Raw genomic sequence first — 26,223 nt, forward strand, 5'->3', positions numbered from 1 at the left:
GACTTCGGGCAAGAATGAGCCCGAATGCCTTAGCCGGATATCCGGCCTGCTGCGCCTCGCACCGTCCCTACGCCAGTATGAACTGGATCAGGTTCAACGGGTCACTGCGCTGCGCGAGCCAGCAGAATCTCAGCCCCTTGTCGGGACCCCCCTGGTGAGCCCTAAGCATGGAGGCGGAACCGGCGTCGTGTCAACGGCCTTTCGCCGAGGCCGAGAGAATGCCAAAGTCGGGGGCATCGAGACCCATTGCGGTTTCGAAGACGATCGGATAATAGGTCAGCGTTACTGACGTAAATTGTCTGCCGCGCAGGGAGGACCATTTGGCCTGCGCACGCGACAGGAGGAGCATCCGTGACGGACAATCCCGCGCCGCTGAAGTTCCATGTGCCCGAGCCGGAAGTGCGCCCGGGCGGCACCCCCGACTTCTCAAATGTGCCGATCCCCAAGGCGGGTTCGGTCGACAGGCCGCCGGTCGACGTCGATCCCAGGACGATCCGCGACCTGGCTTATTCGATCATCCGCGTGCTCAATCGCGAAGGCGATGCCGTAGGTCCATGGGCCGGTACGCTGACCGACGAGGAGCAGCTCGAAGGGCTGCGCCACATGATGACGCTGCGCTCCTTCGACGCGCGCATGCAGATGGCGCAGCGACAGGGCAAGACCTCTTTCTACATGCAGCATATGGGCGAGGAGGCGGTCAGCTGCGCCTTCCGCAAGGCGCTCGTTCAGGGCGACATGAACTTCCCGACCTATCGCCAGGCCGGCCTGCTGATCGCCGGCGGCTATCCGATGGTCGACATGATGAACCAGATCTATTCCAACGAGATGGATCCGCTGAAGGGCCGCCAGCTGCCGATCATGTATTCGGCCAAGGATCACGGTTTCTTCTCGATTTCCGGCAACCTGACCACCCAGTATATCCAGGCGGTGGGCTGGGCGATGGCATCCGCCATCAAGGGGGACACCAAGATCGCTGTCGGCTGGGTCGGTGACGGCGCCACCGCCGAGAGCGACTTCCACGCCGCACTTGTCTTCGCCTCGACCTACAAGGCGCCCGTCGTCCTCAACATCGTCAACAACCAGTGGGCGATCTCGACCTTCCAGGGCATCGCCCGCGGCGGCTCCGGCACGTTTGCGGCGCGTGGGCTTGGGTTTGGCATCGCGGCCTTGCGTGTCGACGGCAACGACTATCTCGCTGTCCATGCGGTGGCGAAATGGGCGACGGAGCGGGCCAGGCTCAATCTCGGGCCGACGCTGGTCGAATATGTCACCTACCGTGTCGGCGCACATTCCACGTCAGATGATCCATCCGCTTACCGGCCCAAGACAGAGTCCGATGCCTGGCCGCTGGGTGACCCGGTGATCCGGCTGAAGAACCACCTGATCAAGCGTGGCCTATGGTCGGACGAGCGCCACAAGCAGACCGAGGCGGAAATCCTCGAGGCGGTGATCACGGCGCAGAAGGAAGCCGAGAGCCACGGCACGCTGCATGCCGGCGGCAAGCCGTCGACGCGTGACATGTTCGAGGGCGTCTATGCCGAGATGCCGCCGCATCTCCGTCGCCAGCGCCAGAAGGCGGGAGTGTAGCCGATGCCGCGCATGACAATGATCGAGGCCATCCGCAGCGCCATGGATGTCGCCATGGGCCGCGATGACAACGTCGTCGTTTTCGGCGAGGACGTCGGCTATTTCGGTGGCGTCTTCCGCTGCACCCAGGGTCTTCAGCAGAAATACGGTCGGGAGCGCTGTTTCGACGCGCCGATCAGCGAATTGGGCATCGTCGGTGCCGCCGTCGGCATGGCTGCCTATGGCCTCAAGCCATGTATCGAAATCCAGTTCGCCGACTACGTCTATCCAGCATATGACCAGATCGTTTCGGAAGCGGCACGGTTGCGATACCGCTCCAGTGGCGAGTTCACCTGTCCGATCGTCATCCGCATGCCCACTGGCGGCGGCATCTTCGGCGGCCAGACCCACAGCCAGAGCCCTGAAGCGCTGTTCACCCATGTTTCCGGCCTCAAGGTGGTCGTGCCGTCCAATCCGCTCGACGCCAAGGGCCTGCTGATCGCCTCGATCGAAGACCCGGATCCGGTGATCTTTCTGGAGCCGAAACGATTGTACAACGGCCCCTTCGATGGCCATCACGACCGCCCCGTCACGGCATGGTCGAAGCATGAGTTGGGCGAGGTGCCTGATGGGCACTACACCACCCCGCTCGGCAAGGCAGAGATCCGTCGGCCGGGTTCCGCCGTCACCGTTCTCGCTTATGGCACCATGGTCTATGTCGCCCAGGCGGCGGCCGAGGAGACAGGTATCGATGCCGAAGTCATCGACCTCCGGACGCTTTTGCCGCTCGATCTCGAGACCATCGTCGCCTCGGTCAAGAAAACCCGCCGCTGCGTGGTGGTGCATGAGGCGACGCTGACCTCCGGCTTCGGCGCCGAGCTCGTGTCGCTGGTGCAGGAAAACTGCTTCTACCATCTCGAAGCACCCGTCGCCCGGGTTACCGGTTGGGACACGCCCTATCCGCATGCCCAGGAATGGGACTACTTCCCCGGACCCAAGCGTGTCGGCGAAGCTTTGATCGAAACGATGGAGGCCTGAGCATGGGCGAACATGTCATCAAGCTTCCCGATGTCGGCGAAGGCGTGGCCGAGGCTGAGCTTGTCGAATGGCACGTCAAGATCGGCGACCTCGTGCGCGAGGACGCGGTGCTTGCCGCCGTCATGACCGATAAGGCAACGGTCGAGATCCCGTCGCCGGTCGACGGCGAAATTGTCTGGCTCGGCGCCGAGATCGGCGACACGGTTCCGGTCGGCTCGCCGATTGTCAGGATAAAGGTCGCCGGCGATGCGCCGTCGACCGCAGAGCCGGCCGCCGAATCCAAGCCGGAGGCCAAGGCGCCAGAAGCTGCCAAAGCCTCTGCTGAGCCGGCTAAGAAAGAAGAAGAAAAAACGCCAGCCACCCCGAAGCCTGCCGCTACCACAGCAGCCCTCAAGCCTGTGCCGCGTGCCACGACCGGCCTGCCGCGTCCCGAAGGCGAGCGTCCGCTCGCCTCTCCTGCCGTCAGGCTACGCGCCAGGGAGGCAGGCATCGACCTGCGCCAGGTGCCGGGTACCGGTCCCGCCGGGCGCGTCACCCACGAGGATCTCGATGCGTTCGCCGCCCGTGGTGCTGCCGTCGTCGTCGCGGGTCTCCAGGAAAAGACCGGCGTCGAGGAGGTCAAGGTCATCGGCCTGCGCCGGCGCATCGCCGAGAAGATGGCGCTGGCCAAGTCGCGCATCCCGCACATCACCTATGTCGAGGAGGTCGACGTCACGGCACTCGAGGAGCTGCGCGCCAAGCTCAACGCTTCGAAGAAGCCCGAGCGCGCCAAGCTAACCATCCTGCCGTTCCTGATGCGGGCGCTGGTCAAGGCCGTCGGCGAGCAGCCGCAGCTCAACGCCGTTTATGACGACGACGCCGGCATCATCCATCGCCATGCCGGCGTGCATATCGGCATGGCCGCCCAGACGCCGGGCGGGCTGATGGTGCCTGTGGTCAAGCATGCCGAGGCGCGCGACCTCTGGGATTGTGCCGCCGAGGTCAACCGTCTTGCCGAGGCCGCCAAGGCTGGCACGGCAACGCGCGAGGAGCTGACCGGCTCGACCATCACCATCACCTCGCTCGGTGCGATGGGCGGCGTCGCCACCACGCCCGTTATCAACTACCCGGAAGTGGCGGTCGTCGGCGTCAACAAGATCATGATCCGGCCGATGTGGGACGGCACCCAGTTCGTGCCGCGCAAGATGATGAACCTGTCCTCCAGCTTCGACCATCGCGTCATCGACGGCTGGGACGCAGCGGTCTTCGTCCAGCGCATCAAGGCGCTGCTCGAAGCGCCGGCAATGATCTTCGTGGAGGGCTGAGGCTGTGAAGGAAATCTCCTGCAAGCTTCTGATCATCGGTGCCGGACCCGGCGGCTATATCTGCGCCATCCGCGCTGGCCAGCTCGGCATCGACACCGTCATCGTCGAAGCCGTCAAGCCCGGTGGCACCTGCCTCAATGTCGGCTGCATCCCCTCCAAGGCGATGATCCATGCCGCCGACGAATATCTCAAGGTCTCGGAGATGGCGGCGGGCACAAGCCCGCTCGGCATCTCCCTGTCGGCACCGGCACTCGATCTCGCCAGGACCGTTGCCTGGAAAGACCGCATCGTCGGCCGCCTGACGACAGGCGTTGCCGGCCTGCTCAAGAAGGCCCGGGTCAAGTCGGTGCAGGGCTGGGCGCGCTTCCGCGACGGCAAGACCGTCGAGGTCGACACCGAGACCGGCCTGCAGGTGATCCGCGCCGAAACCATCGTCATCGCCACCGGCTCGGTGCCTGTCGAATTGCCGTTCCTGCCCTTCGGTGGATCGGTGATCTCGTCGACCGGGGCGCTGGCACTCAAGCAGGTGCCGCAAGCGCTCGCCGTCGTCGGCGGCGGCTACATCGGCCTTGAGCTCGGCACTGCCTTTGCGAAGCTCGGTTCGAAAGTCACAATCGTCGAAGCCTTGCCGCGCATCCTGCCGCAATATGATGCCGAGCTGACCCGGCCCGTCGCCAAAAGGCTCGAAGCGCTCGGCGTCAAGGTGATGACAGGCGCCAAGGCCAAGGGGCTTTCAGCCAAGGGCGATGCGCTGCTGGTCGAGGCCGCCGACGGCAGCGAGCAGAAGATTGCGGCCGACAAGGTGCTAGTGACTGTCGGGCGCAAGCCGCTGGTTGAAGGCTGGGGCCTCGAGGAGATCGACCTCGACCGCGACGGCCGCTTCATCCGCATCGACGAGCAATGCCGCACCTCGATGCGCGGCATCTATGCCATCGGCGACGTTACCGGCGAGCCGATGCTGGCGCACCGCGCCATGGCCCAGGGCGAAATGGTCGCCGAGATCGTCGCCGGCCACAAGCGCAGCTGGGACAAGCGCTCGATCCCCGCCGTCTGCTTCACCGATCCGGAGGTCGTCACCGCGGGCCTTTCACCCGACGAGGCCAAGGCGCTCGGCATCGAGATCAAGTCGTCGTCATTCCCGTTCTCGGCCAATGGCCGGGCGATGACCTTGCTCGGCGAAGACGGGTTCGTGCGCATCGTTGCCCGCGCCGACAACCATCTGGTGCTCGGCATCCAGGCCGTCGGCACCGGTGTCTCCGAGCTTTCCTCTGCCTTCAGCCTGGCGATCGAGATGGGCGCCAGGCTGGAAGACATCGCCGGCACCATCCATGCTCACCCGACCCAGGGCGAAGCCTTCCTTGAGGCAGCACTGCGTACGCTCGGCCACGCGCTGCACATCTGATGCCCTATCCCGATTTGGACGCGGCCTTGCGCCGCGTCCCCTCCTGCCTTGCCCAATCAGCCAAGCTGGGCTAACAAGCCCACGCACTGGACGACCAGTGCCTAGTACGTTCGGGGACGGCCCCATCCAGGAGATGGCGCCGCAGACTTGTCACCTGAACTGATTCACCCCTTGAAACCGCGAAAACATGCAGCCTCCGCGCGGCGGACTGCTTTGTGCGCTCGACCCTGTCAGGCTTCCGGATCGGGTTCCGGGGCGCGCGCTTTCGCATTCGCATTGACCAGACCGGAGAGGCGCCATGGCCGGACCGATAGAACAATTTGAAATCAAGCCGATCTTCACCCTGTTCGAGTTTGCCGGCCAGGAGATCGCCTTCACCAACTCCGCCGCCCATATGGTCGGCGTCGCGGTGTTCGGCGGGCTGTTCCTGCTGGTCTCGACCAGCGCCCGCGCCCTTGTGCCGACCCGGCTGCAGTCGATCACCGAGCTGATCTACGAATTCGTCTCCAGGACCTTGCGCGAAAATGCCGGCGAGGGCGGCATGACATTTTTCCCGCTGGTGTTTTCGCTGTTCGTCTTCATCCTGATCGCCAATCTGGCCGGCATGTTTCCTTATGCCTTCACGGTCACCAGCCACATCATCGTCACCTTCTCTTTCGCCATGATCGTGTTCGGCACGGTGACGCTCTATGGCATCTGGAAAAACGGGCTCGGTTTTTTCAGGCTGTTTTTGCCATCCGGCGTGCCGCTGGCTTTGGCGCCGATCATCGTGCCGATCGAGATCGTTTCCTACATCTCGCGGCCGATCAGCCATTCGGTGCGCCTTTTTGCCGTCATGCTGGCCGGTCACATCACGCTCAAGGTCTTTGCCGGCTTTGTCGTCAGCCTCGGCAGCATGGGCACGCTCGGCATTTTCGCCGCCGTGCTGCCGCTTGCCATGACGGTTGCGCTGACGGCGCTCGAACTTCTGATGGCGGTGATCCAGGCCTACATCTTTACCATGCTGACCTGCATGTATCTCAACGACGCGCTGCACCCCGGGCACTGAACGGGCGCTGCCAAACAAAAACCCCGGCGCGAGGCCGGGGTTTTCTGTTCAGGGCTGGTTGGCCGGCTCACTCGCGCGGCGGCCAGACGTGGTCGCTCATCCCCATCTTGGGCTCGCCCAGCAGCGGCGTTTTCAGCGCATGCACGCCGCCGACCGAAAACAGCCAGATGATGTTGCGGTCATATTCGGTGAACACCGCGAAGCTGGCATTGTCGAAGGTGTAGTCGGGCATCTCAGATGTCGTCGGGAAACGCGGCACGAAATAGCCTGATATCTTCGGCTGTGCCGGGTCCTTGACGTCGAAGATCTGCAGCCCGGCATTGTAGAAGGCGTAAGGCACGATGCCGTCGCGGCCATGGCCTGGCTGGTGCGTGGTGCCGGAGCGCTTGGGCCCGAAGCTGCCTTTGCGCTGGCAATAGTCGGTGAATTTCGCTTCCTGCGGCGGTGTTGGCCGCGGGAAGGTCGCCACCACCTTGGGTGCCGCCACATCCTTGGCGTCGATCACCAGCACATCCTTGTAGGGCTCGTAGCAGTTCGAGTTCATCGGATAGCCATTGGCGAAGACGTATCCGGTGCGCGCATACTGGCTGGTGTCGACATTGTCGAACTCGGTGCCGGCAAAGCTCGGTGCTGTCTCGACATGCCCCTTGATCTCCGGCCTGTCGGGATTGGAAAGATCGAAGGTGTAGAGGCCGAGCCCGCCCATCGCGCCGAAAGCGACCTTGCCGCCCTTTTCAACCGGGGTCGGCAGGAAGAGCGGCATGCGCGAACCCATCCATGACGTGCGGTTTCCTGCGCGCGGGTTCATCAAATAGGCGTCCTCGCTTGCCTTGTCGCCGACCACCTGGCCGGGCACCGTCACCTGGCTGACAAAGACCGGATTGGCCGGGTCCGACATATCCCAGACCTGATAGCCCGGCGAGTGCAGGTAATCGGGGTATTCGGTCAGTGCGTAAGAATCGTCGGGGGCCGCCGACAGGTACATGTATTTGCCGCCGAACCAGGCGGGTGCGTCGAGCGAGCCCGAGCCCTCCTGCTGGCCAACGGGCGCATTTGGGTTCTTGGTGTCGGTGGTGCGGGTGGCGATCAGCTTCCAGTCGTCGGGCGTCGGCCCGTTCATCTCATAGACCTTGAAGCCCTTGAGCGAATTGTAGTTGCGCAGGCTCGCGACGATGTCGGGCTGGGTGCGCTTGTTGTCGAGAATGCCGAAGCGGCCGATCTCGTAGGAGGCGACGACGACGTTCTTCTGCAGCTTAGCGCTCCAGGCGATGGTGATGCCGCCGAAATAGTCCTGGACCGTCTTGGCGTCCCAGTCCTCGCTCGAACCTTCCGGCCCCCACACGCCGCCCCTGGAATAGACGACCTTGGCCTTGGCCGGGTCGGTGATGTCGAGCACGCGCATATAGTCGCGGTCGTGCACATACATGTAGCGCTTGCCGTCGAAGTCGGCGACGTCGGGCCAGGCATGCCAGGGCGAGCTTATATGCGGATAAAACGCGATCTCCTCGACATTGTGGCTGTAGCTGTTGTCGTCCCAGGCTTCGAGCTGGCCGGGAAAGGCCGGGCTGTCGCCCAGAGGCGTGGCGCGCGGCGCGCGGAAGGTGCCGTCCTCCGCCATGCCATAATCCTTGCCCGGCTCGAGCGCCGGCGGCGCCTTGTCGTAGGTCAGCGCGTTCCACTGCTTGAGGTAGGGGTCGGTGATGTTGATCTCGGTCGGCACCTTGCTGCCCCAGTCGGCGGCCCGAGCCACGCTGGCGGTCAGCGCCAGCACCGAACAGCCGATCGCGATAATCCTTGATGTCATGACGTCCCTCCCGACGGTTGGCCGCCAGCCCGCGTTCCTCGCTTGGGGCCTGTGGCGGAGTGGTCAGTTGAGGAAAGTTCGGTCAGTCAGAAAAGTGAATTTTCAGCACACAGCTATGAGCAGTTGGCATAGATGAGTATTGAGGTGAATGAGTTTGGATACACAGATCGCCGAGGGCATGCAAAATGCGATTGCGCCGCATTCAAACACATCTGCGAGAGAATGGAGTGGTGATCCCGACAGGAATCGAACCTGTGACCTACAGATTAGGAATCTGCCGCTCTATCCTACTGAGCTACGGGACCACTCGGCTGCACACATAGCGGCTTCGAACGGATTCGCCAACGGTTTTTGGCAGGCTTTGCCTGAAACGGTTTGGCGGCGACTGATGCCGCCAAATCCTGTTTCTGCGTCCAGGGCCGGTTGGCGGCCCTGGAGGCGTTTGGGCGGCGAAGGTCAGGCCGCGAGCGCGGTTTCGGCGAGGCGGACCCAGTAGCTGACGCCGTGGGGGATGGCCTCGTCGTTGAAGTCGTAGGCGGGGTGGTGGAGGTTGGCGGTGTCGCCATTGCCGATGAAGATGAAGGCGCCGGGGCGGGCTTCGAGCATGTAGGAAAAGTCCTCGCCGCCCATCAGCGGCTGGATCGCCCGGTGCACCTGCGGCTCGCCGGCGACGGAGGCTGCGACATCGCCTGCGAACACGGTCTCGTTCTCGTGGTTGAAGGTGACGGGGTAGTTGGCGTCGTAGTCGAGCTCGATCGCCGTGCCGGTGGCTTCGGCCACGCCGCGACAGATGGCGCCCATGCGCTCCTCGGCGAGCTTGGCGATTTCCTTCTTCAGCGTGCGCACGGTGCCGGCAATGACAGCCTGCTCGGGAATGATGTTGTAGGCGGTGCCGGCGAGGAACTTGGTCACCGAAACGACGATCGCCTCGGCCGGATCGGTGTTGCGCGAGGCGATTGCCTGAAGTGCGGTCACCAACTGGCTTCCGGCGACGATCGGGTCGATGGCGCGGTGCGGCATGGCGGCATGGCCGCCCTTGCCCTTGACGGTAATGGTGAACTCGGCGGTCGCCGCCATGATCGCGCCCGGGCGGATGGCAAACTGGCCAACCGGCAGGCTCGGCATGTTGTGCATGCCGAACACCTTCTGGATGCCGAAGCGCTCCATCATGCCGTCCTTGACCATCTCGTTGCCGCCGCCGCCGCCTTCTTCGGCCGGCTGGAAGATGACGGCCACCTGGCCGGCGAAATTGCGCGTCTCGGCGAGATATTTGGCGGCACCCAGAAGCATCGCCGTGTGGCCGTCATGGCCGCAGGCATGCATCTTGCCAGGTACTGTCGAAGCATAAGGCTTGCCGGTGATCTCCTCGATCGGCAGCGCGTCCATGTCGGCGCGCAGGCCAACCACGCCGCCTGCACCGAGGCTGCCCTTGATGATGCCGACGACGCCCGTCTTGCCGAGGCCGGTGACGATCTCGTCGCAGCCGAACTCCTCGAGCTTGGCTTTGACGAAGTCGGCGGTCTCGAAGACGTCGAAATTGAGTTCCGGCTTCTGGTGCAGGTGACGGCGCCAGCCGGCGATCTCGTCCTGCATTTCGGCGGCTCGGTTCAGGATCGGCATGTTGGTCTCGACTTCCTGTGTGTTGGACCGTCTGTTTGTTGAGCCAGGGGTCCGGATTCGCAATTGTGATCGCCCAAGCTCTGCCATCTTGGCGTCACATAGGTTATTTAGCAGCGGCGGCGACGCCGTGGCCATGGGTCTTTCGTACCGGCCAGCGCGTTGCCATCCCGGTTTACGGAAATCTTATGGACGGCCGGCTATGATCGGCAAGAGGCGATTTCGGATTTGATGATGAAGATTAGGTTCGTCAGAAGCATGCTCCTCGGCCTAACGGTCGCAACCGTGCTGGGCGCTGTCCCCGCGTCGGCCAATCCGGCGATGCTTTTCGACGTCAATTCGGGCGCCGTCATCGAGCACCAGGAAGCGTTCAAGCGCTGGCATCCGGCCTCGCTGACCAAGCTGATGACCGCCTATACCGCCTTCCGCGCCGTCCAGGCTGGCGAGCTGGCGCTCAATTCGCCAATCAAGATCTCCAAGAAGGCGGCGGCCTTCCCGCCGGCCAAGATGGGCTACAAGCCGGGTTCCGTGCTGACGCTCGACAACGCGCTGAAGATCATCATGGTCAAGTCGGCCAACGACGTGGCGGCTGCGATCGGCGAAAATGTCGGCGGCACGCCAGAGGCCTTCGCCGCACGGATGAACGCCGAGGCGCAGCGCCTCGGCATGGTCGGCAGCCACTGGGTCAATGCCAACGGCCTCCACGATCCCGAGCAGTATACGACGGCGCGTGACCTCGCGATCCTGGTCAGGGCGATCCGCCTCGAATATCCTGAATATGCCGCCTATTTCGACATCGAAGGCATCATTGCCGGCAAGGCCAAACTCAAGAACTTCAATCCGCTGGTCGGCCGCTTCCCCGGCACCGACGGCATGAAAACAGGCTTTGTCTGCGAATCCGGCTTCAACCTGATCGCCACCGCCACCCGCGACGGCAGGACACTTGCGGCGATCGTGCTCGGCGCGGACTCACCAGACAATCGCGCCGAAGAGGCGGCGAAGATGCTGCAGACCGGTTTTGTTCGCAACGGCGCGTCGGTCAGCGTTACAGGGCTTGCGCCCTATGGCGACAACCGCGACGTCGCGACGAGCATGCGCGAGGAAGTCTGCTCGCCCAAGGCCAAGCATGCGGCTTCCGATGGGCCGGCGCCGACCGAGGCAGGGGCTGCGCCCGACAAGGTCTCGATCATTCCTGAAATGACACGCCAGCGTAACTGGGTCACCGTCAGCCTCGGCGGCGCCACCGGGCCGATGCCCAAGGCGCTCGGCGGCCGCGACATCGTTGTCGACACTGGCGTGCCGTTGCCGACCTGGCGTCCCGACAGGCCAGCGCCCGCAGGTGCTGCACCAGTTGCTGGCAAGGTTAAGGCGCGCTCGTGAATTCGCAGGCAGTTTTCCCGATCCCGGTATCGGTGCTGACCGGCTTTCTCGGCGCCGGCAAGACGACGCTGCTCAACCGCCTGCTCAAGGATCCCGAGCTCACCGACACGGCCGTCATCATCAATGAGTTCGGCGATGTCGCCATCGACCACCTGCTGGTCGAAAAGGCCTCCGACGGTGTCATCGAGCTGTCCGACGGCTGCCTCTGCTGCACCGTGCGCGGCGAGCTCGTCGACACGCTGGCCGATCTCGTTGACCGCCTGCAAACCGGCCGAATCGAGCGGCTGGCGCGGGTTGTGATCGAGACCACCGGCCTTGCCGATCCGGTGCCGGTGCTGCAGTCGATCATGGGCCATCCCGCACTCATCCACGCCTTCCGGCTCGACGGCGTCATCACCCTTGTCGATGCGGTCAATGGTGCATCGACGCTCGACGCCCATGTCGAGGCGGCCAAGCAGGTGGCGGTGGCCGACCGCATCGTGCTGACCAAGGCCGATCTCGTCGACGATGCCGAATGGCTCGATGCGCTCAGGGCGCGGCTTGCCCGCATCAACCCGGGTGCCGAAATCCGCGACGTCGAAGGTGCAGCGGTGGCAAAGCTGTTGCAGTGCGGGCTCTACGACCCGGCGACCAAGACCGCGGACGTGCGCCGCTGGCTGGGCGAGGCGCATGCGCATGACCACCACCATCACGGTGACCACGGTCACCATCATCACCACGACCATCATCATGATCACGACCATGGTCATGATCACGACCATGGCCATCATCACGACAGCCGGGTCGGCTCGTTCTCGCTGACGCACGCCGGTGCGCTGCCTTTCTCGACGGTCGAGATGTTCCTCGACCTGTTGCTGTCGACGCAAGGCGACAAGCTGTTGCGGATCAAGGGCATCGTCGAACTGCTGGAAGACCGGGAGCGGCCGTTGGTCATCCATGGCGTGCAGAAACTGCTGCATCCGCCGGCACGCTTGCCGTCATGGCCGGATGCGGTTCGCGGCACAAGGCTGGTGCTGATCGGCATCGACCTGCCGCGCGACTATGTCGAACGCCTGTTTGCCGCCTTCGTCAACAACCCTGCCATCGACACGCCGGACCGCGAAGCGATGGAAAACAACCCGCTGGCGATCGCCGGGCGGTAGGGTCCTGTCGCTGTCTCCAAGGACGCACCGACTCCGAACTCAGCTTCCGCGTTCGACCAGAAAACGGTGGCCGCCTGAAAAGGCCGTGGTCTCGATCAGGCGGTGGCCAGCCTCCTGGCAGAAGGCCGGGATGTCTATGACAGCCAGCGGGTCGGTGGTTTCGAGCCACAACAGCTCGCCTGACGACATGTCGGCGAGCCGGCGCTTGGCCTTGAGCACGGGCAGGGGGCAATTGAGCCCCCTGAGATCGTAGATTTCGGTGGTTTCGCCCACGCCGATCAGCTGCCGAACAGGTTGAGCAGCTTCTTCTTGAGCTTGGTGGCAGCTCCTGCCTCTTCGGCGGGGGCCGCCTGCGCGGCCCGCGTCGGCGCTTCGGTCACTGCGGGCTGTGGCTGCGGCACGGCGGCGATCTCGACCTGCTGCTGGGCGGCAAGCTTGGCAGCCTTGGCGGCAGCGATGGCTTGCGCCTTTTCCTCGGCAGCCTTCTTCTTGGCTTCCGCTGCCGCATCGAGCGCTGCCATGCGGCGGCCTTCGGCCGAATCGATACGGCCCATGCGGGCGGTGGTCTGGACGATGCTGCCGTCCTGGGCCATCGCCGGCGGCTCCAGGGTCACGCGCTCGCCGCGGGCACGGCGCTTGGTCCAGTCCGAAACGATTGCCGCTTCCTTGATGCCGGCAATCGTCGGCTTGGGCGCGGGAATGTCGCCACCGGTGGCGCTGGCAAAGGCAGCGTCATACTTGCTCTTGTAGGCCTGGTAGGCGGTCTGCAGCGCCTGCGGCTGGGTCACTGCCGGGCAGGCGCCCGTCGGGTTGAACGTGCCACCTGCTTCCGGGACCTGGTTGAAGACGTAGCGCTTTTCGCAGACGTCGACTTTCGGCGGCACCTTGGTGATCTCGAAGTGGTCGTAGCCTTCCTTCAGCATCGCCCAGAACTGGTAGTTCGGGTCGTTGCGGTAGCGGGCCATGTTGGCTGCGGTCATGCGGAACGGATAGGACTGGACCTGGAATTCGGTCTGGCCGCCCTTGAAGGCATCGCGCGCGAAGGCGTAGATTTCCTCGATCTGCGCATCGGTCATCGAGAAGCAGCCTGACGACGAGCAGGCGCCGTGAACCATCAGGTTCGAGCCGGTGCGGCCGTTGGCGCGGTCGAAGGCGTTGGGATAGCCGATGTTGAAGGCGAGGTGATAGCTGGAGTTCGGGTTCATCTGTCCCGGACGCACGGTGTAGAAGCCCTCCGGCGACTGGCGGTCGCCCTCGGTGAACTTGGGGCCGAGCTTGCCCGACATCTTGCAGATGTCGTAGCTGGCAACGATGTCGTAGCGGCCGTTGGTCTTCTGTTTCCAGACCTCCAGCTTGCCCTCTTCCTTGAACACGCGCGCCAGCACGGGCGAGCTCTTGTTCATGCCCTTGGCCTTCATTTCGGCCACGATCTTGGCCGGCAGCTGCCTGTTGGCGTGCTGCGGCACGAAGTCGGTCACGGAGGATTCCGAACAGCCTGCCACCGCAAGGGCAGCGAGAAGCAATCCGGCGCGTGCGATATTGGCGATCATCGGTCTAAATGTCGTCTCTGATTGCAGTCATGGCGCATGCGCCAACGACCGGCCCGTCCTGGTACTGCCTCGACCTTAGGGTCGTTAACCTTGAAAAATCCTTACCGCAAGTTCTTGGCCCGTCCCACGCGCGAAAAATCACGGCAAGTTCATTGAGCCGGGCGAGGCGGCATTTTTGTGGCGAAAACGTGCCGTGGCCCATGGGGCCCACAGTTTGTGCAATCACAGGCTGCGCATTGCGCCTTGCGAAGATCGATTCCGATTTTCGGGCGGATGCTAGAGGCTGCGGCCGATGGAGAGGTACTTCTCGCGGCGCTGCTCGCGGAAATCGATGTTCGAGCCGTTGAATTCGGCGAACGTCTTGGCGATCAGGTCGCCGGTGGCCGAAATGACCGCCTCGGCGTTGCGGTGAGCGCCGCCCAGCGGCTCGTCGATGATCTTGTCGATGATCTTGAGCGAGAGCAGGTCCTGCGCAGTGATCTTCATGTTGGTCGCCGCGTCTTTGGAACGCGTCGTGTCACGCCACAGGATGGAGGCGGCACCTTCCGGTGAGATCACCGAATAGATCGCATGCTCGAGCATGAACACGCGATTGGCGGTGGCAATGGCGATCGCGCCGCCCGAGCCGCCTTCGCCGATCACAACCGCGATCGACGGCACCTTGAGGCCGAGGCAGGCTGAGGTCGAGCGCGCGATGGCTTCGGCCTGGCCGCGCTCTTCGGCGCCGACGCCCGGATAGGCGCCCGCGGTGTCGACGAGCATGACGACGGGGATGTTGAAGCGGTCGGCCATTTCCATCAGGCGCACGGCCTTGCGGTAGCCCTCGGGGCGGACCGAGCCGAAATTGTGCTTGAGGCGGCTCTTGGTGTCGTTGCCTTTTTCCTGGCCGAGCACCAGCACCGGCTCGCCACGAAAGCGGGCGAAACCGCCGACCATGGCATTGTCTTCGCCGAAATTGCGGTCGCCGGCCAGAAGCGCGAAATCGGTGAACAGGCCGTTGATGTAGTCGAGGCAGTGCGGGCGGTCGGGGTGGCGCGCCACCTGGACCTTCTGCCAGGGCGTCAGCGCCTTATAGGCGTCACGCAGAGCATCACGCGAGCGCTTCTCCAGCCGCTTGATCTCGTCGCCGACATCGACGGCCTCGCCATTTTCGGCAAGCTTCTTGAGCTCGAGGATCTTGCCTTCGAGATCTTGGACCGGTTTTTCGAAATCGAGGTAATTGTACATTGGCGAGCGGACTACCACGCTGAAAATTTGAGGCACCGGGGGCCGGGGCCTGTGGCACCGCGCCAGTGGAACGTGGCACTCACATAGCGATATGGGCCCTAATCGGCAAGCGGATGATGCTCGTTGACCAGTTTCAACAGCCTTTCTTCCAGCACATGGGTGTAGATTTGCGTGGTCGAAATGTCGGAATGGCCAAGCAATTGCTGCACCGCGCGCAAGTCGGCGCCATTCTGCAGCAGGTGGCTGGCAAAGGCATGGCGCAGTACGTGTGGCGAGATTTTCGCCGATGCGATGCCAGCGCGGGCGGCCAGACCCTTGAGTTCTCTGGCGAAAACCTGGCGCGGCACGTGCCCGCTTTCCGACGAAGCGGGGAACAGGAACGGACTTTCGACCAGCCGTGGGTTGGCATTGCGGTCACCCAGCCAGCGCCGCATCGCCTCGCGCGCCTTGGCTGACAGCGGCACCATACGGTCCTTCTCGCCCTTTCCGCGCACGACGAAGAAGCGCTCGTCGCGCAGCGCCACCGTCAGCGGCAGGCTGACCAGCTCCGAAACGCGCAAGCCGGTGGCATAGAGCACCTCGACAAGCGCGTGCAGCCGGGTCGCCGCCAGGCTGTCGCCCTCGGCGGATTCGCTCGCTTCCATCGCCGCGCGGTCAAGAAGCCGGCCTGTTTCGGCCTCGCTCATCGTCTTGGGCAGCGGCCGATCCTTCTTCGGGCTGTCGAGGACGCCGGTGGGGTCGTCGGTTCGCAGGCCTTCGGCATAAAGGAAGCGGAAGAACTGCCGGAGTGCCGACAGCTTGCGTGCCTGTGAGGTCGCTGCGAAGCCGCGGCCGGCAATGTCGTCGAGATAGCCGCGGATGGCTGGGGCGTCGGCGTCGGCGAGGCGGCCGCCGAGAAATTCCGAGGCGTCTTCGAGGTCGCGGCGATAGCTGGCCAGCGTGTTGTCGGCAGCGCCACGCTCGGCGCTCATCATTTCGAGGAAGGCCTCGATGCGCGCACCGCTTTTCATTTTTTTGGCGCGAGCTTTTCCGGTGGAATGCGGATGGTTATCTCAGCCTTCTTCGGCTCGACGAACATCACCAGCGCAAACATGGCGCCGTATGCGATGCCCGCCAGAACAGCGAGCGTGACAAGGAACCGGAAAAGTGTCGGCATCGATGTGTTTGCCCGTCTGTCCTATCCTGTGCCCTTATGGGACGCCGTCACAGGCAATTCAAGGGCGCGTTTGCGGTCATGCGCTTGACGCAACGGGGCTTTTCATGTCGATACGCCGGCGAAAGGGACGCCATGACACCCGACGCGCAGACTCCATTTCCCGAAGGCTCCGTAGCCGCCCTGCTAGAACGGCTCGGCACCCGTTCGATCGTTTTCGTCGGCCTCATGGGCGCCGGCAAGACCGCCATCGGCCGCAAGGTCGCGCAGTCGCTCGGCCTCGGCTTCATCGACAGTGACCACGAGATCGAAAGCGTGTCGCGGATGACAATTCCCGAGCTCTTCGAACGCTATGGTGAGGTCGAGTTCCGCGCGCTTGAACAGCGCGTCATAGGCCGCCTCCTGGAAGGTGGCCCGCAGGTTCTGTCGACCGGCGGCGGCGCCTTCATGAATGCACAGACCCGCGCGGCAATCGCAGGCCACGGCGTTTCGGTCTGGCTCAAGGCCGAGCTCGACCTTCTGATGGAACGCGTTTCCAAGAAGCAGAACCGGCCGCTGTTGCAGAATGCCGATCCGCGTGCCGTGCTGGCCAAGCTGATGGACGAACGCTACCCGGTCTATGGGCTTGCCGACCTCACCGTTGCGACACGCGACGACCGCAAGGAGGCGATCGCCAGCGAGGTCATCGAGGCGCTGTGCAGCCATCTCGGCGTGCCCGGCAGAATTCACGTTTCGGAAGGTTCGGAGGATCACGAATGAGCGTCGTCACCGTCGAAGTCGGACTTGGCGACCGCGCCTATGAGATCCTGATCGGCCCGGGCCTGATCGCGCGCGGCGGCGAGCTGATCCAGCAGCGCCTGCCCAAGGCGCGTTGTGCCATCGTCACCGACGAGAATGTCGCTGCTGCCCATCTCGAACCGCTGGTCGAAAGTCTCACGGCCGTCGGCAATGCGCCTGCTGTCATCACACTGCCAGCCGGTGAAAAGACCAAGAGCTTTTCCTCGCTGGAAACCGTTGTCGACCAGATCATTGCCGCCCGGCTCGAGCGCGGTGATGCGGTGATCGCGCTTGGCGGCGGCGTCATCGGCGATCTCACCGGCTTTGCCGCCGGCATCGTGCGGCGCGGCATGAATTTCGTGCAGGTGCCGACCTCGCTGCTGGCGCAGGTTGATTCGTCTGTCGGCGGCAAGACCGGCATCAACAGCCCGCGCGGCAAGAACCTTATCGGCGTCTTCCATCAGCCGAAGCTGGTGCTGGCCGACACCGGGGCCCTCGACACGCTGCCGCTGCGCGAATTCCGCGCCGGTTATGCCGAGGTCGCAAAATACGGCCTGATCGACCGCCCGGATTTCTTCGCCTGGCTGGAGCAGAACTGGCAGGAGGTCTTTTCGGGTGGTGCGGCTCGCATCGAGGCTATAGCGCAGTCCTGCCGTGCCAAGGCCGACGTGGTTGCCCGCGACGAGTTCGAAACCGGCGACCGGGCGCTTCTCAATCTCGGTCATACGTTCGGTCACGCGCTTGAAGCTGCCACTGCCTATGACGGCGCACGGCTGGTGCATGGCGAGGGTGTTGCAATCGGGATGGCACTGGCGCACCGCTTCTCGGCCAGGCTCAATCTGGCAAGCCCCGACGATGCGGCACGCGTCGAGGCGCATCTGCGCGCCGTCGGCCTGCCGTGGCGCATGTCCGACATACCTGGGGACCTGCCGGACGCCGATGCGCTGTTCAACTACATTACCCAGGACAAGAAGGTGTCGCGCGGCGCACTGACCTTCATCCTGACGCGCGGCCTCGGCCAGTCCTTCATCGCCAAGGACGTGCCGGCCTCCGAAGTGATTTCCTTCCTCAAGGAGCAGCGTCAGGGATGATCGAGGCCGGCTGGATCGCTGCGGGCGCGCTGTCGGGGCTGGTCCTTGCCGGGCTGGCCTTCCGCGAGCGGCTGCTTGCCTCGCTCGGCTACGAATTGATTGCGCTGACGCCGCAGCGTTCCGGCCACGCCGAACTGCGCGGCGCGGTCGATGAACTCCATCGCGACGGCCAGGTGGTCAAGCAGGACCGCGACCAGGTCGGCGGCCTGCTCGACCTGCATGAGCTCGAGGTGTCGGACGTGATGGTCCACCGAACCAACATCCGCTCGATCAATGCCGACATGGCGCCCGAGGCACTGGTGCGCGAGATCCTGCAGAGCCCCTACACCCGCATGCCGTTGTGGCGCGGCTCGCTCGACAACATCGTCGGCGTCGTCCACGCCAAGGACCTGCTCCGCGCGCTCAATGACGTCGAAGGCGACTATTCACGCGTCGACGTGCCGAAGGTCGCCTCCAAACCCTGGTTCGTGCCCGACACGACCTCGCTTCAGGAACAGCTCAACGCCTTTTTGCGGCGCAAGGCGCATTTCGCCATCGTCGTCGATGAATATGGCGAGGTCGAAGGGCTGGTGACGCTGGAAGACATCATCGAGGAGATCGTCGGCGAGATCGCCGACGAGCACGACATCGATATTCAGGGCGTCAAGCAGGAGGCCGACGGCTCCGTGGTCGTCGATGGCACCGTGCCGATCCGCGACCTCAACCGCGCGCTCGACTGGCACCTGCCGGACGACGAGGCGACGACGATCGCCGGCCTCGTCATCCACGAGACCCAGTCGATCCCCGAGGAAAAGCAGGCCTTCACCTTCCACGGCAAGCGCTTCATCGTCATGAAACGCGACAAGAACCGCCTCGCGCGGATCAGGATAAGGCCCACGGTGGTCGAGCCTCAACCGGCCGCAGCGCGTCCGCCGAAGTAACACCCGGCCACAAGACCCGACCTGCCGCCAGGCCAAGCACCGCGCCCGCCAGTTGGGCCGCGATGAATGCCGGCGTGTCGGCGGGCGCGATGCCCGCGAATGTATCGGTCAGCGCCCGCGCGATGGTCACAGCTGGATTGGCGAAGGACGTCGACGAGATGAACCAGTAGGCCGCAAAGATGTAGAGACCGACGGCGGCGGGCGTCGTTTTGGGTGCCTGGGCAATGCAGCCGAAGATGGTCAACACCAGTCCAAAGCTTGCGACTGCCTCGCCGAGCCATCGGCCCGGGCCGGTTCGGACCGTGGTCGAGACCTGCAGCAGCGGCAGGTCGAACATCGCGTGCGCCAGCAATACGCCCAGTATCGCGCCGCTCGCTTGTGCTGTGACATAGGGCGCGACCAGCGACCATGCCAGGCGCCGGTCGAGCGCCGTCACGAGGCTGACTGCTGGGTTGAAATGCGCGCCGGAGATTGGCGCGAGAATGGTGATGAGCACCACCAGCATGGCCCCGGTGGCCAGGGCATTGCAGAGCAGTGCCAGCGCTACGTTACCCTGCGCAAGCTGCGCCGCCATGATGCCGGAGCCGACCACGGTTGCGAGAAGGAAGGCACTTCCCAGGCATTCGGCAAGCAATCGCCGCGCGAGCAAAGCGCTCATGTGCTGGAATCGCCTGCTTTCGTGCTGGCACCTTCCATCTTGCCGATATCATGCAGATGTGCGGTCAGCGCCATGCGGTCGAGGCTGGTGATGGGCAGCGCGGTGAATGCCCTGATGCGGTTGCGCATGTATTTGAAGGCGGTGACGAAAGCTGCTTCCTTTTCGAGGTCGGTGCCTTCGACGTGGCTCGGATCCTCGATGCCCCAATGCGCGTTGGCCGGATGGCCGAGCCAGACCGGGCAGGCTTCGCCGGCAGCGTCGTCGCAGACGGTGAAGATGAAATCCATCTCCGGGGCGCCGGCAGCGGCGAACTCATCCCAGGTCTTCGAGCGGAAGCCGTCGGCCGGATAGCCATAGCTTTCAAGCACCTTGAGCGCGAAGGGATTGACGCTGCCCCTGGGCTGGCTGCCGGCGGAAAAGGCGTTGAAATGCGGTGCCCCATCCTTGCGCAGGATGCCCTCGGCGAGGATCGAGCGGGCGCTGTTGCCGGTACAGAGGAAAAGCACGTTGAAAGGCCGATGGGTCATGGCATTACTCCGATGGCGTGCAGCAGGGAGACAATTCGGCGAGCAGCGGCGCGCAGATCTCCGGCTTGCCGTCGCAGCAATCCTGCAGCAGGAACAACAGCACATTGCGCAGGGCAGGGAGGTTGGCGCGGTAGATGATCGAGCGCCCCTGGCGGTCGCCGGTGGCGAGGCCGGCGCGGGTCAGCACGGCCAGATGCGCGGACATGGTGTTTTGCGGCACGTCGAGTCGGCGTGCCAGGTCGCCGGCGGCAATGCCGTCCGGCTCGGCGGCGGCCATCTGGCGAAAGGCCTCCAGCCGTGTCGGTTGGGCCAGCGCGGCGAGAGCGTCGATCGTGTCGTTTACATCCATATATCCAGACTAATGGATGTATGTGACAGGCAAATGACGAGGCAGCGCGGGGCTGCGCTCAACAATCGTGCAGAAAGAAAATTACCAGCGTGTCGCTTCGCCGGGGGCTGCCGGCTCGATCGCCAGTGCGTGCAGGCCGGCCTTGAGTTCGGCTGCCAGTGCATCGTTGACGGCGCGATGGCGGTCGATGCGGCTCATGCCGGCAAATGCGGGAGCAACGATGCGGATGCGGAAATGCGTCTCGCCTGACCCGTCGAAGGTGGCGTGATCGCCGCCGTCGACATGGTGATGGCCGGCATGCAGGTGGCTTTCATTGAGCACGACGAGCCGCTCCGGCGAAAATGCCTGGTTAAGCTTCGTTTCGATGGTCGCCTGTATGGACATCGGTCTCGCCTTTCACCACATGTGTCGCCGCGACCAATCATGCTCTCGGGCAAAATTGGGCCGCAAATCAGGCGTTAGGGCCAACATCCTCGAAATGTCAATTCTTGTTTCGCCGCGCCAAGAGGCGGTAAATACGATCAGATGAAGCCGTACCCAAAATATTTCGACAAGATCCGCGTCCGGCCCGATCCGGAAGCGGAGGTGAAGTCGCACGCGCCGCTCTGCCAGTGGGATGGCTGCAAGCAGCCGGGAACGCACAAGGCGCCGGTTGGCCGCATGCGGGAAGGCGAGTACTTCCGCTTCTGCTTCGACCACGTGCGCGAGTATAACAAGGGCTTCAACTACTTCTCCGGCCTCGCCGACGGCGATATCGCGCGTTTCCAGAAGGAAGCGCTGACCGGCCACAGGCCGACCTGGACCATGGGATCCAACGGCTCGGCGCGTTCGGCGCCTGACTTTGCCCAGCAGCGCTCGGGCCGCGCCGGCTACTACAGCCGCATGCGTGATCCGCATAATCCTTTCGGTGCCGGCGCGCCGCGCCAGCGCAAGGCGAAGCCCTTGGAAGCCAAGGCGCTGGAGACGCTCGGCCTCGATTCGCGGGCCACCGGTTCCGACATCAAGGCGCGCTACAAGGAACTGGTCAAACGCCACCACCCCGACGCCAATGGCGGCGACAGGGGGTCCGAGGACCGCTTCAGGGATGTGCTCCAGGCATATCGCGTGCTCAAGCAAGCGGGATTGTGTTGAGCCAGCCGCGGTCGCGGCCTTTTTCCAACTTTCATCTGGTCGGAAAAGGCTTTATGACCGCCCCCGAAGAAAATTCGATTGCCGGCGTGGCCTGAAGCCACGCGCGTGGAGACGCTATGAACAAGGTCGATCGCGACATCACGAACCTGCCTGATACCACGGTGTCGGTGAAAGACACCTTCGGCTTCGATTCGAAGATGGTCGTGCCGGCCTATTCGGCGTCGTCGGAGCATGTGCCCGACATCGATCCGGACTATCTGTTCGACAAGGCGACGACGATGGCGATCCTCGCCGGCTTCGCCTACAACCGCCGCGTCATGGTGTCGGGCTACCACGGCACCGGCAAGTCGACCCACATCGAGCAGGTCGCCGCCCGCCTCAACTGGCCGATGGTCCGCGTCAACCTCGACAGCCACGTCAGCCGTATCGATCTGGTCGGCAAGGACGCGATCGTCGTCAAGGAAGGCATGCAGGTCACCGAGTTCAAGGACGGCATCCTGCCCTGGGCCTACCAGCACAACGTCGCGCTCTGCTTCGACGAGTATGACGCCGGCCGTCCCGACGTGATGTTCGTCATCCAGCGCGTGCTCGAATCCTCGGGCCGCCTGACCCTGCTCGACCAGAGCCGCGTCATCCGCCCGCACCCGGCTTTCCGCCTGTTTGCCACCGCCAACACCGTCGGCCTCGGCGACACCACCGGCCTCTATCACGGCACCCAGCAGATCAACCAGGCCCAGATGGACCGCTGGTCGATCGTGACCACGCTGAACTACCTGCCGCACGACAACGAAGTGAACATCGTCATTGCCAAGGCCAAGCACTATCGCGACGCCAAGGGCAAGGAGATCGTCAACAAGATGGTCCGCGTCGCCGACATGACACGCTCGGCCTTCATCAATGGCGACCTGTCGACGGTCATGAGCCCGCGTACCGTCATTACCTGGGCCGAAAACGCCGAGATCTTCGGCGATGTCGGCATGGCCTTCAGGCTCACGTTCCTGAACAAGTGCGACGAACTCGAACGCTCCGTCGTTGCCGAGTTCTATCAGCGCGCCTTTGGTGAAGACCTGCCGGAATCCGCTGCCAACGTCGTGCTTGGATGATCTGGTAAGATGCGGCCATGCATGGGGATACCCTTTGCTGTCCTCGTGCTGGTGCTTGCCGGGAGTGGATCTCCAGTAATGGCACAGGAACTCGCTGCAGGTCAGGTGTGGTCGTACAACGAAGCTGAGCCTAAGACGTCACGAGTCATAATCGGGAAGGTAGATCGTTTCGATGGGCAGCAGGACCGAGTTGTTTCGATTGTCGTTACGGATGCACCAATTCCTTCCGCAAGTTCGACGCATCAGACAATTCAACATCTGCCTGTTGCCGAAGAAAGTCTGCGTAAAAGCCTGATTGGACTTGAGGGCCAAGTAGAGGTTCCGTCCGGGTTCGTCGACGGATATCAGCATTGGCGTCTAGTGTACGACGAGGGCAAGGCTGGCTACTTTACGATCCCAGTCAATGAGATCGTGAAATACGTAGGCCAAGTGGCAGGTCAGCCTCGGACGGCAGAATAGCGAGTGTGACTGATTATGGCAGGGCCGGGCGACAACACACGCAACAAGTCGAAGACGGGCTCTGAAGCCGACAGCTTCAAGCGCGCGATGACCGTCTGCATGCGTGCCATTTCGGGCGACAACGGCCTCGAAGTGGCCTTCGCCAAGGAGCGGCCGGCGCTTGCCGGCAATCGCGCCCGCCTGCCCGAGCTGCCCAAGAAGGCCTCGCCCAGTGACATCGCCGTCACCCGGGGCCTCGGCGATTCCATGGCGCTGAAGCGTGCCTGCCACGACGGCCGCATCCATGCCCGCCTGGCGCCCGAGGGCAAGCAAGCCCGTGCCGTGTTTGACGCGGTCGAGCAGGCGCGTGTCGAGGCCATCGGCAGCCGCGCCATGACAGGCGTTGCCCAAAATATCACCTCGATGCTCGAGGACAAATACGCCAAGGCCAATCTCGCCGACGTCACCGAACAGTCGGAAGCGCCGCTCGAGGAAGCGCTGGCGCTGATGGTGCGCGAGAAGCTGACCGGCCAGCCCGTCCCCAAGAGCGGCGAGCGCATGGTCGCGCTCTGGCGCGACTGGGTCGACCAGAAGGCCGGTGGCGATCTTGACGGCCTGCTCGGCAGCCTCGAGGACCAACAGGCTTTCGCCCGTGTCGTCCGTCATATGCTGGCCTCGCTCGAGATGGCCGAGGAATATGGCGACGACCAGGAGACCGAGGACAACGAGGACCAGGACGACGACCAGCCGCAAGGCGAGGAGCAGAGCGAGGAGGGCGGCGAGGACGATTCCGGCTCCGAGCAGGCACAGTCCGAAGATGCCGAATCCTCCGCCGACGAAGAGCAGTCCGGCGAGATGGAGGCGTCCGATGCCACGTCCGACGAGATGTCCGACGACGATGACGTCGATTCCGAGACGCCGGGCGAGGCGCGCCGCCAGGACAATCCCTTCGCCAACCTGCCGCGCGAAATCGACTACAAGGTCTTCACCACCGCTTTCGACGAGACGGTGGGCGCCGAGGAGCTGTGTGACGAGGACGAACTCGACCGTCTCCGCGCCTTCCTCGACAAGCAGCTCGCCAATCTGTCTGGTGTCGTCGGCCGTCTCGCCAACCGCCTGCAGCGCCGCCTGATGGCGCAGCAGAACCGTTCCTGGGACTTCGACCTGGAAGAGGGCTATCTCGACCCCGCACGCCTCGTGCGCGTCGTCATCGACCCGATGCAGCCGCTGTCGTTCAAGCAGGAGCGCGACACCAAGTTCCGCGACACCGTCGTCACGCTGGTGCTCGACAATTCCGGCTCGATGCGTGGCCGTCCGATCACCGTTGCCGCAACCTGCGCCGACATATTGGCGCGCACGCTGGAGCGCTGCGGTGTCTCTGTAGAGATCCTCGGCTTCACGACGCGCGCCTGGAAAGGCGGACAAGCACGCGAGAAGTGGTTGAAGGACGGCAAGCCGCCGAATCCTGGCCGCCTCAACGACCTCCGCCACATCATCTACAAGTCAGCCGACGCGCCGTGGCGCCGCGCCCGCCGCAATCTCGGCCTGATGATGCGCGAAGGCCTGCTTAAGGAAAACATCGACGGCGAAGCGCTGCTCTGGGCGCACCAGCGCCTGATCGCACGGCCCGAGCAGCGCAAGATCCTGATGATGATCTCGGACGGCGCGCCGGTGGACGATTCGACGCTGTCGGTGAATCCGGGCAACTATCTGGAGCGCCATCTGCGCGCCGTCATCGACCTGATCGAGACGCGCTCGCCGGTCGAGCTTCTGGCGATCGGCATCGGCCACGACGTAACGCGCTACTATCGCCGTGCCGTCACCATCGTCGACGCCGAGGAACTGGCAGGTGCGATGACCGAGCAGCTCGCCTCGCTGTTCGGCGAAGAGAGTGCGCGCGAGACCCGCCGCGGCGGCTTCCGGCGCGCCGGGTGAGCTTGTCCATGGCCCGGCTGCGGCACCTTGCTTGCGCTGCCTTGGCGGCGCTCGCGCTGTCGGCATCGCTCACCGCGTCCTCGCGCGCCGAGCAGCCTGCCATCGAGCGCATCGAGATATCAGCCCGTCCCATCGCCCGCTTCCAGATCGGTCTCGACCAGAAGATCTTTGGTCCGCTCGAATTCGTCGGCGGCCTCGAAATGACCTCGTCGTCGCGCAATCTCGGCGCGCTGTCGGCCTTCCGCTTCCTCAAATCGGGGAGTGACTTCATCGGCGTCGCCGACACCGGCTTCTGGTATTTTGGACGTGTCGCCCGCGACTCCGCGATGCGCCCGACGGGCATCGAGAACTTTCGCATGGTGCAGATGGTGGACAGCTCCGGTGTCGCCATCGAAAAGAAATGGCAGGCCGATGCAGAGGGCCTTGCGGTGAAGGACGGTATCGCCACCGTCGGCTTCGAGCGCACCCACCGCGTCGCCCAGTACCGCATCGATCCCGACAACATGCAGCCGCCGTTCCGCGAGCTCGATTTCCTCGTGCCGCGCAACGAGCTCAGGACGAATCGCGGCTTCGAGACCGTCGCCTATTCCACTGAGAAGGGCGGGCTTGTGGTGGTGTCGGAAAAGAGCCTCGACACATCAGGCAACATCTTCGCCGCGATCATCGAGGGGCCCAAGAAGGGCGTCTTCACGGTCAAGCGCAACGGCGAGTTCGACATCACCGACGGCGCCTTCCTGCCCGATGGCGACCTGCTGCTGCTTGAACGTAGCTTCTCGATGGCTTCGGGCGTGAAGATGCGGCTCCGGCGCATTGCCTCCGAGACAATCGCCAGGGGCCAGGTCGCCGACGGTCCGGTGCTGCTGGAAGCCAACATGGGCTATCAGATCGACAACATGGAAGGGCTCGACGTCTGGCAGCGCAGCGACGGCGCGCTGATGGTATCGCTGGTCTCCGACGACAACCATTCGATCCTGCAGCGCAACCTCTACCTGGAATTCATCCTGCACGGCGATTGAGCAGCGATTTTCCGCTATTGTCGGCGCCTGCGATGCGGGAGCCAGCC

At 63.9% G+C, this 26,223-nt stretch carries 26 protein-coding genes, 1 tRNA gene and 1 riboswitch; of the genes, 15 read left to right on the plus strand and 12 right to left on the minus strand.

Features of this window, described 5'->3' with window-relative positions; all coding sequences use genetic code 11:
• Positions 1-46: 46 nt before the first annotated feature.
• Positions 47-163, minus strand: a riboswitch (TPP riboswitch).
• A gap of 188 nt (positions 164-351) precedes the next feature.
• The 5 genes from N7E70_RS07825 (at position 352) to N7E70_RS07845 (ending at position 6,358) form a co-directional block, all read left to right on the plus strand.
• A complete protein-coding gene (locus N7E70_RS07825) occupies positions 352-1,587 on the plus strand; it encodes a 3-methyl-2-oxobutanoate dehydrogenase (2-methylpropanoyl-transferring) subunit alpha (RefSeq protein WP_067957523.1) in 1,236 nt (411 codons plus the stop codon).
• A 3-nt stretch (positions 1,588-1,590) separates the two neighbouring features.
• On the plus strand, positions 1,591-2,604 hold the full coding sequence (locus N7E70_RS07830) for an alpha-ketoacid dehydrogenase subunit beta (protein WP_263006001.1): 1,014 nt from the start codon (positions 1,591-1,593) through the stop codon (positions 2,602-2,604).
• A 2-nt stretch (positions 2,605-2,606) separates the two neighbouring features.
• Positions 2,607-3,908: a dihydrolipoamide acetyltransferase family protein gene (locus N7E70_RS07835; protein WP_263006002.1), complete on the plus strand. Its 1,302-nt coding sequence runs from the start codon at positions 2,607-2,609 to the stop codon at positions 3,906-3,908.
• Positions 3,909-3,912: 4 nt separating this feature from the next.
• Positions 3,913-5,310, plus strand: a complete 1,398-nt coding sequence (gene lpdA, locus N7E70_RS07840) for a dihydrolipoyl dehydrogenase (RefSeq protein ID WP_263006003.1) — start codon at positions 3,913-3,915, stop codon at positions 5,308-5,310.
• Positions 5,311-5,608: 298 nt separating this feature from the next.
• Positions 5,609-6,358: a F0F1 ATP synthase subunit A gene (locus N7E70_RS07845; RefSeq protein ID WP_263006004.1), complete on the plus strand. Its 750-nt coding sequence runs from the start codon at positions 5,609-5,611 to the stop codon at positions 6,356-6,358.
• Between the two features lie 67 nt (positions 6,359-6,425).
• On the opposite strand, the gene N7E70_RS07850 is transcribed toward N7E70_RS07845, so the two are convergent.
• The 3 genes from N7E70_RS07850 to N7E70_RS07860 all read right to left on the minus strand — a co-directional run bounded on the left by N7E70_RS07850 (position 6,426) and on the right by N7E70_RS07860 (position 9,782).
• On the minus strand, positions 6,426-8,162 hold the full coding sequence (locus N7E70_RS07850; RefSeq protein ID WP_263006005.1) for a hypothetical protein: 1,737 nt from the start codon (positions 8,160-8,162) through the stop codon (positions 6,426-6,428).
• A gap of 228 nt (positions 8,163-8,390) precedes the next feature.
• Positions 8,391-8,467 (minus strand) — tRNA-Arg (locus tag N7E70_RS07855).
• Between the two features lie 151 nt (positions 8,468-8,618).
• Positions 8,619-9,782, minus strand: coding sequence for a M20 aminoacylase family protein (locus N7E70_RS07860; RefSeq protein WP_067957538.1), 1,164 nt, complete (start codon positions 9,780-9,782; stop codon positions 8,619-8,621).
• Between the two features lie 228 nt (positions 9,783-10,010).
• On the opposite strand from N7E70_RS07860, the gene N7E70_RS07865 reads away from it, so the two are divergent.
• Positions 10,011-11,159, plus strand: a complete 1,149-nt coding sequence (locus N7E70_RS07865; RefSeq protein WP_263006006.1) for a D-alanyl-D-alanine carboxypeptidase family protein — start codon at positions 10,011-10,013, stop codon at positions 11,157-11,159.
• Positions 11,156-12,301, plus strand: coding sequence for a CobW family GTP-binding protein (locus N7E70_RS07870; protein WP_263006007.1), 1,146 nt, complete (start codon positions 11,156-11,158; stop codon positions 12,299-12,301). The genes N7E70_RS07865 and N7E70_RS07870 overlap by 4 nt, the downstream gene beginning before the upstream one ends.
• Positions 12,302-12,340: 39 nt before the next feature.
• On the opposite strand, the gene N7E70_RS07875 is transcribed toward N7E70_RS07870, so the two are convergent.
• The 5 genes from N7E70_RS07875 to N7E70_RS07895 form a co-directional block, all read right to left on the minus strand.
• Positions 12,341-12,574, minus strand: a complete 234-nt coding sequence (locus N7E70_RS07875) for a sulfurtransferase TusA family protein (RefSeq protein ID WP_263006008.1) — start codon at positions 12,572-12,574, stop codon at positions 12,341-12,343.
• 5 nt (positions 12,575-12,579) lie between these two features.
• The gene (locus N7E70_RS07880) at positions 12,580-13,851 is read right to left on the minus strand and encodes a L,D-transpeptidase family protein (RefSeq protein ID WP_263006009.1); all 1,272 of its coding nucleotides are present in this window, start codon (positions 13,849-13,851) and stop codon (positions 12,580-12,582) included.
• Between the two features lie 276 nt (positions 13,852-14,127).
• On the minus strand, positions 14,128-15,078 hold the full coding sequence (locus tag N7E70_RS07885) for an acetyl-CoA carboxylase carboxyltransferase subunit alpha (RefSeq protein WP_067957550.1): 951 nt from the start codon (positions 15,076-15,078) through the stop codon (positions 14,128-14,130).
• Positions 15,079-15,176: 98 nt separating this feature from the next.
• The gene (locus tag N7E70_RS07890) at positions 15,177-16,088 is read right to left on the minus strand and encodes a site-specific tyrosine recombinase XerD (RefSeq protein WP_182575159.1); all 912 of its coding nucleotides are present in this window, start codon (positions 16,086-16,088) and stop codon (positions 15,177-15,179) included.
• Positions 16,085-16,234 (minus strand): histidine kinase, encoded by a 150-nt coding sequence (locus tag N7E70_RS07895; RefSeq protein ID WP_067957555.1) that lies wholly within the window; start codon positions 16,232-16,234, stop codon positions 16,085-16,087. Before N7E70_RS07895 ends, N7E70_RS07890 begins: the two co-directional genes overlap by 4 nt.
• Positions 16,235-16,366: 132 nt before the next feature.
• Between N7E70_RS07895 and N7E70_RS07900 the strand changes: the two genes are divergently transcribed.
• The 3 genes from N7E70_RS07900 to N7E70_RS07910 are packed head-to-tail and all read left to right on the plus strand — an operon-like array spanning position 16,367 to position 19,019.
• The gene (locus tag N7E70_RS07900) at positions 16,367-16,990 is read left to right on the plus strand and encodes a shikimate kinase (RefSeq protein ID WP_067957558.1); all 624 of its coding nucleotides are present in this window, start codon (positions 16,367-16,369) and stop codon (positions 16,988-16,990) included.
• Positions 16,987-18,099 (plus strand): 3-dehydroquinate synthase, encoded by a 1,113-nt coding sequence (aroB, locus tag N7E70_RS07905; RefSeq protein WP_263006010.1) that lies wholly within the window; start codon positions 16,987-16,989, stop codon positions 18,097-18,099. The genes N7E70_RS07900 and aroB overlap by 4 nt, the downstream gene beginning before the upstream one ends.
• Positions 18,096-19,019, plus strand: a complete 924-nt coding sequence (locus N7E70_RS07910) for an HlyC/CorC family transporter (RefSeq protein ID WP_263006011.1) — start codon at positions 18,096-18,098, stop codon at positions 19,017-19,019. The genes aroB and N7E70_RS07910 overlap by 4 nt, the downstream gene beginning before the upstream one ends.
• Here the strand turns inward: N7E70_RS07910 and N7E70_RS07915 are convergent.
• The 4 genes from N7E70_RS07915 to N7E70_RS07930 all read right to left on the minus strand — a co-directional run bounded on the left by N7E70_RS07915 (position 18,961) and on the right by N7E70_RS07930 (position 20,937).
• Positions 18,961-19,677 (minus strand): aquaporin, encoded by a 717-nt coding sequence (locus N7E70_RS07915; RefSeq protein ID WP_263006012.1) that lies wholly within the window; start codon positions 19,675-19,677, stop codon positions 18,961-18,963. The genes N7E70_RS07910 and N7E70_RS07915 overlap by 59 nt on opposite strands.
• A complete protein-coding gene (locus N7E70_RS07920; protein ID WP_154386102.1) occupies positions 19,674-20,204 on the minus strand; it encodes an arsenate reductase ArsC in 531 nt (176 codons plus the stop codon). Before N7E70_RS07920 ends, N7E70_RS07915 begins: the two co-directional genes overlap by 4 nt.
• A 4-nt stretch (positions 20,205-20,208) precedes the next feature.
• Positions 20,209-20,553, minus strand: a complete 345-nt coding sequence (locus N7E70_RS07925) for an ArsR/SmtB family transcription factor (protein WP_263006013.1) — start codon at positions 20,551-20,553, stop codon at positions 20,209-20,211.
• An 81-nt stretch (positions 20,554-20,634) separates the two neighbouring features.
• Positions 20,635-20,937, minus strand: a complete 303-nt coding sequence (locus N7E70_RS07930) for a BolA family protein (protein WP_263006014.1) — start codon at positions 20,935-20,937, stop codon at positions 20,635-20,637.
• A gap of 141 nt (positions 20,938-21,078) precedes the next feature.
• On the opposite strand from N7E70_RS07930, the gene N7E70_RS07935 reads away from it, so the two are divergent.
• From N7E70_RS07935 to N7E70_RS07955, 5 genes are all read left to right on the plus strand, one after another.
• Positions 21,079-21,684, plus strand: a complete 606-nt coding sequence (locus N7E70_RS07935; RefSeq protein ID WP_067957581.1) for a J domain-containing protein — start codon at positions 21,079-21,081, stop codon at positions 21,682-21,684.
• A gap of 116 nt (positions 21,685-21,800) precedes the next feature.
• Positions 21,801-22,787: a cobaltochelatase subunit CobS gene (cobS, locus tag N7E70_RS07940; protein ID WP_067957584.1), complete on the plus strand. Its 987-nt coding sequence runs from the start codon at positions 21,801-21,803 to the stop codon at positions 22,785-22,787.
• A 78-nt stretch (positions 22,788-22,865) separates the two neighbouring features.
• Positions 22,866-23,246, plus strand: a complete 381-nt coding sequence (locus N7E70_RS07945; RefSeq protein ID WP_263006015.1) for a hypothetical protein — start codon at positions 22,866-22,868, stop codon at positions 23,244-23,246.
• A 15-nt stretch (positions 23,247-23,261) separates the two neighbouring features.
• Positions 23,262-25,160 carry a cobaltochelatase subunit CobT gene (gene cobT / locus N7E70_RS07950; protein WP_154386106.1) on the plus strand — a complete coding sequence of 633 codons (1,899 nt, stop codon included), beginning with the start codon at positions 23,262-23,264 and terminating at the stop codon, positions 25,158-25,160.
• Positions 25,161-25,168: 8 nt separating this feature from the next.
• Positions 25,169-26,176, plus strand: coding sequence for an esterase-like activity of phytase family protein (locus N7E70_RS07955; RefSeq protein WP_263006016.1), 1,008 nt, complete (start codon positions 25,169-25,171; stop codon positions 26,174-26,176).
• The last annotated feature ends 47 nt before the right edge of the window (positions 26,177-26,223 follow it).

It is taken from the genome of Aminobacter sp. NyZ550 (genome assembly GCF_025628925.2).
In the GTDB taxonomy this organism is placed as follows: Bacteria; Pseudomonadota; Alphaproteobacteria; order Rhizobiales; family Rhizobiaceae; genus Aminobacter; species Aminobacter ciceronei.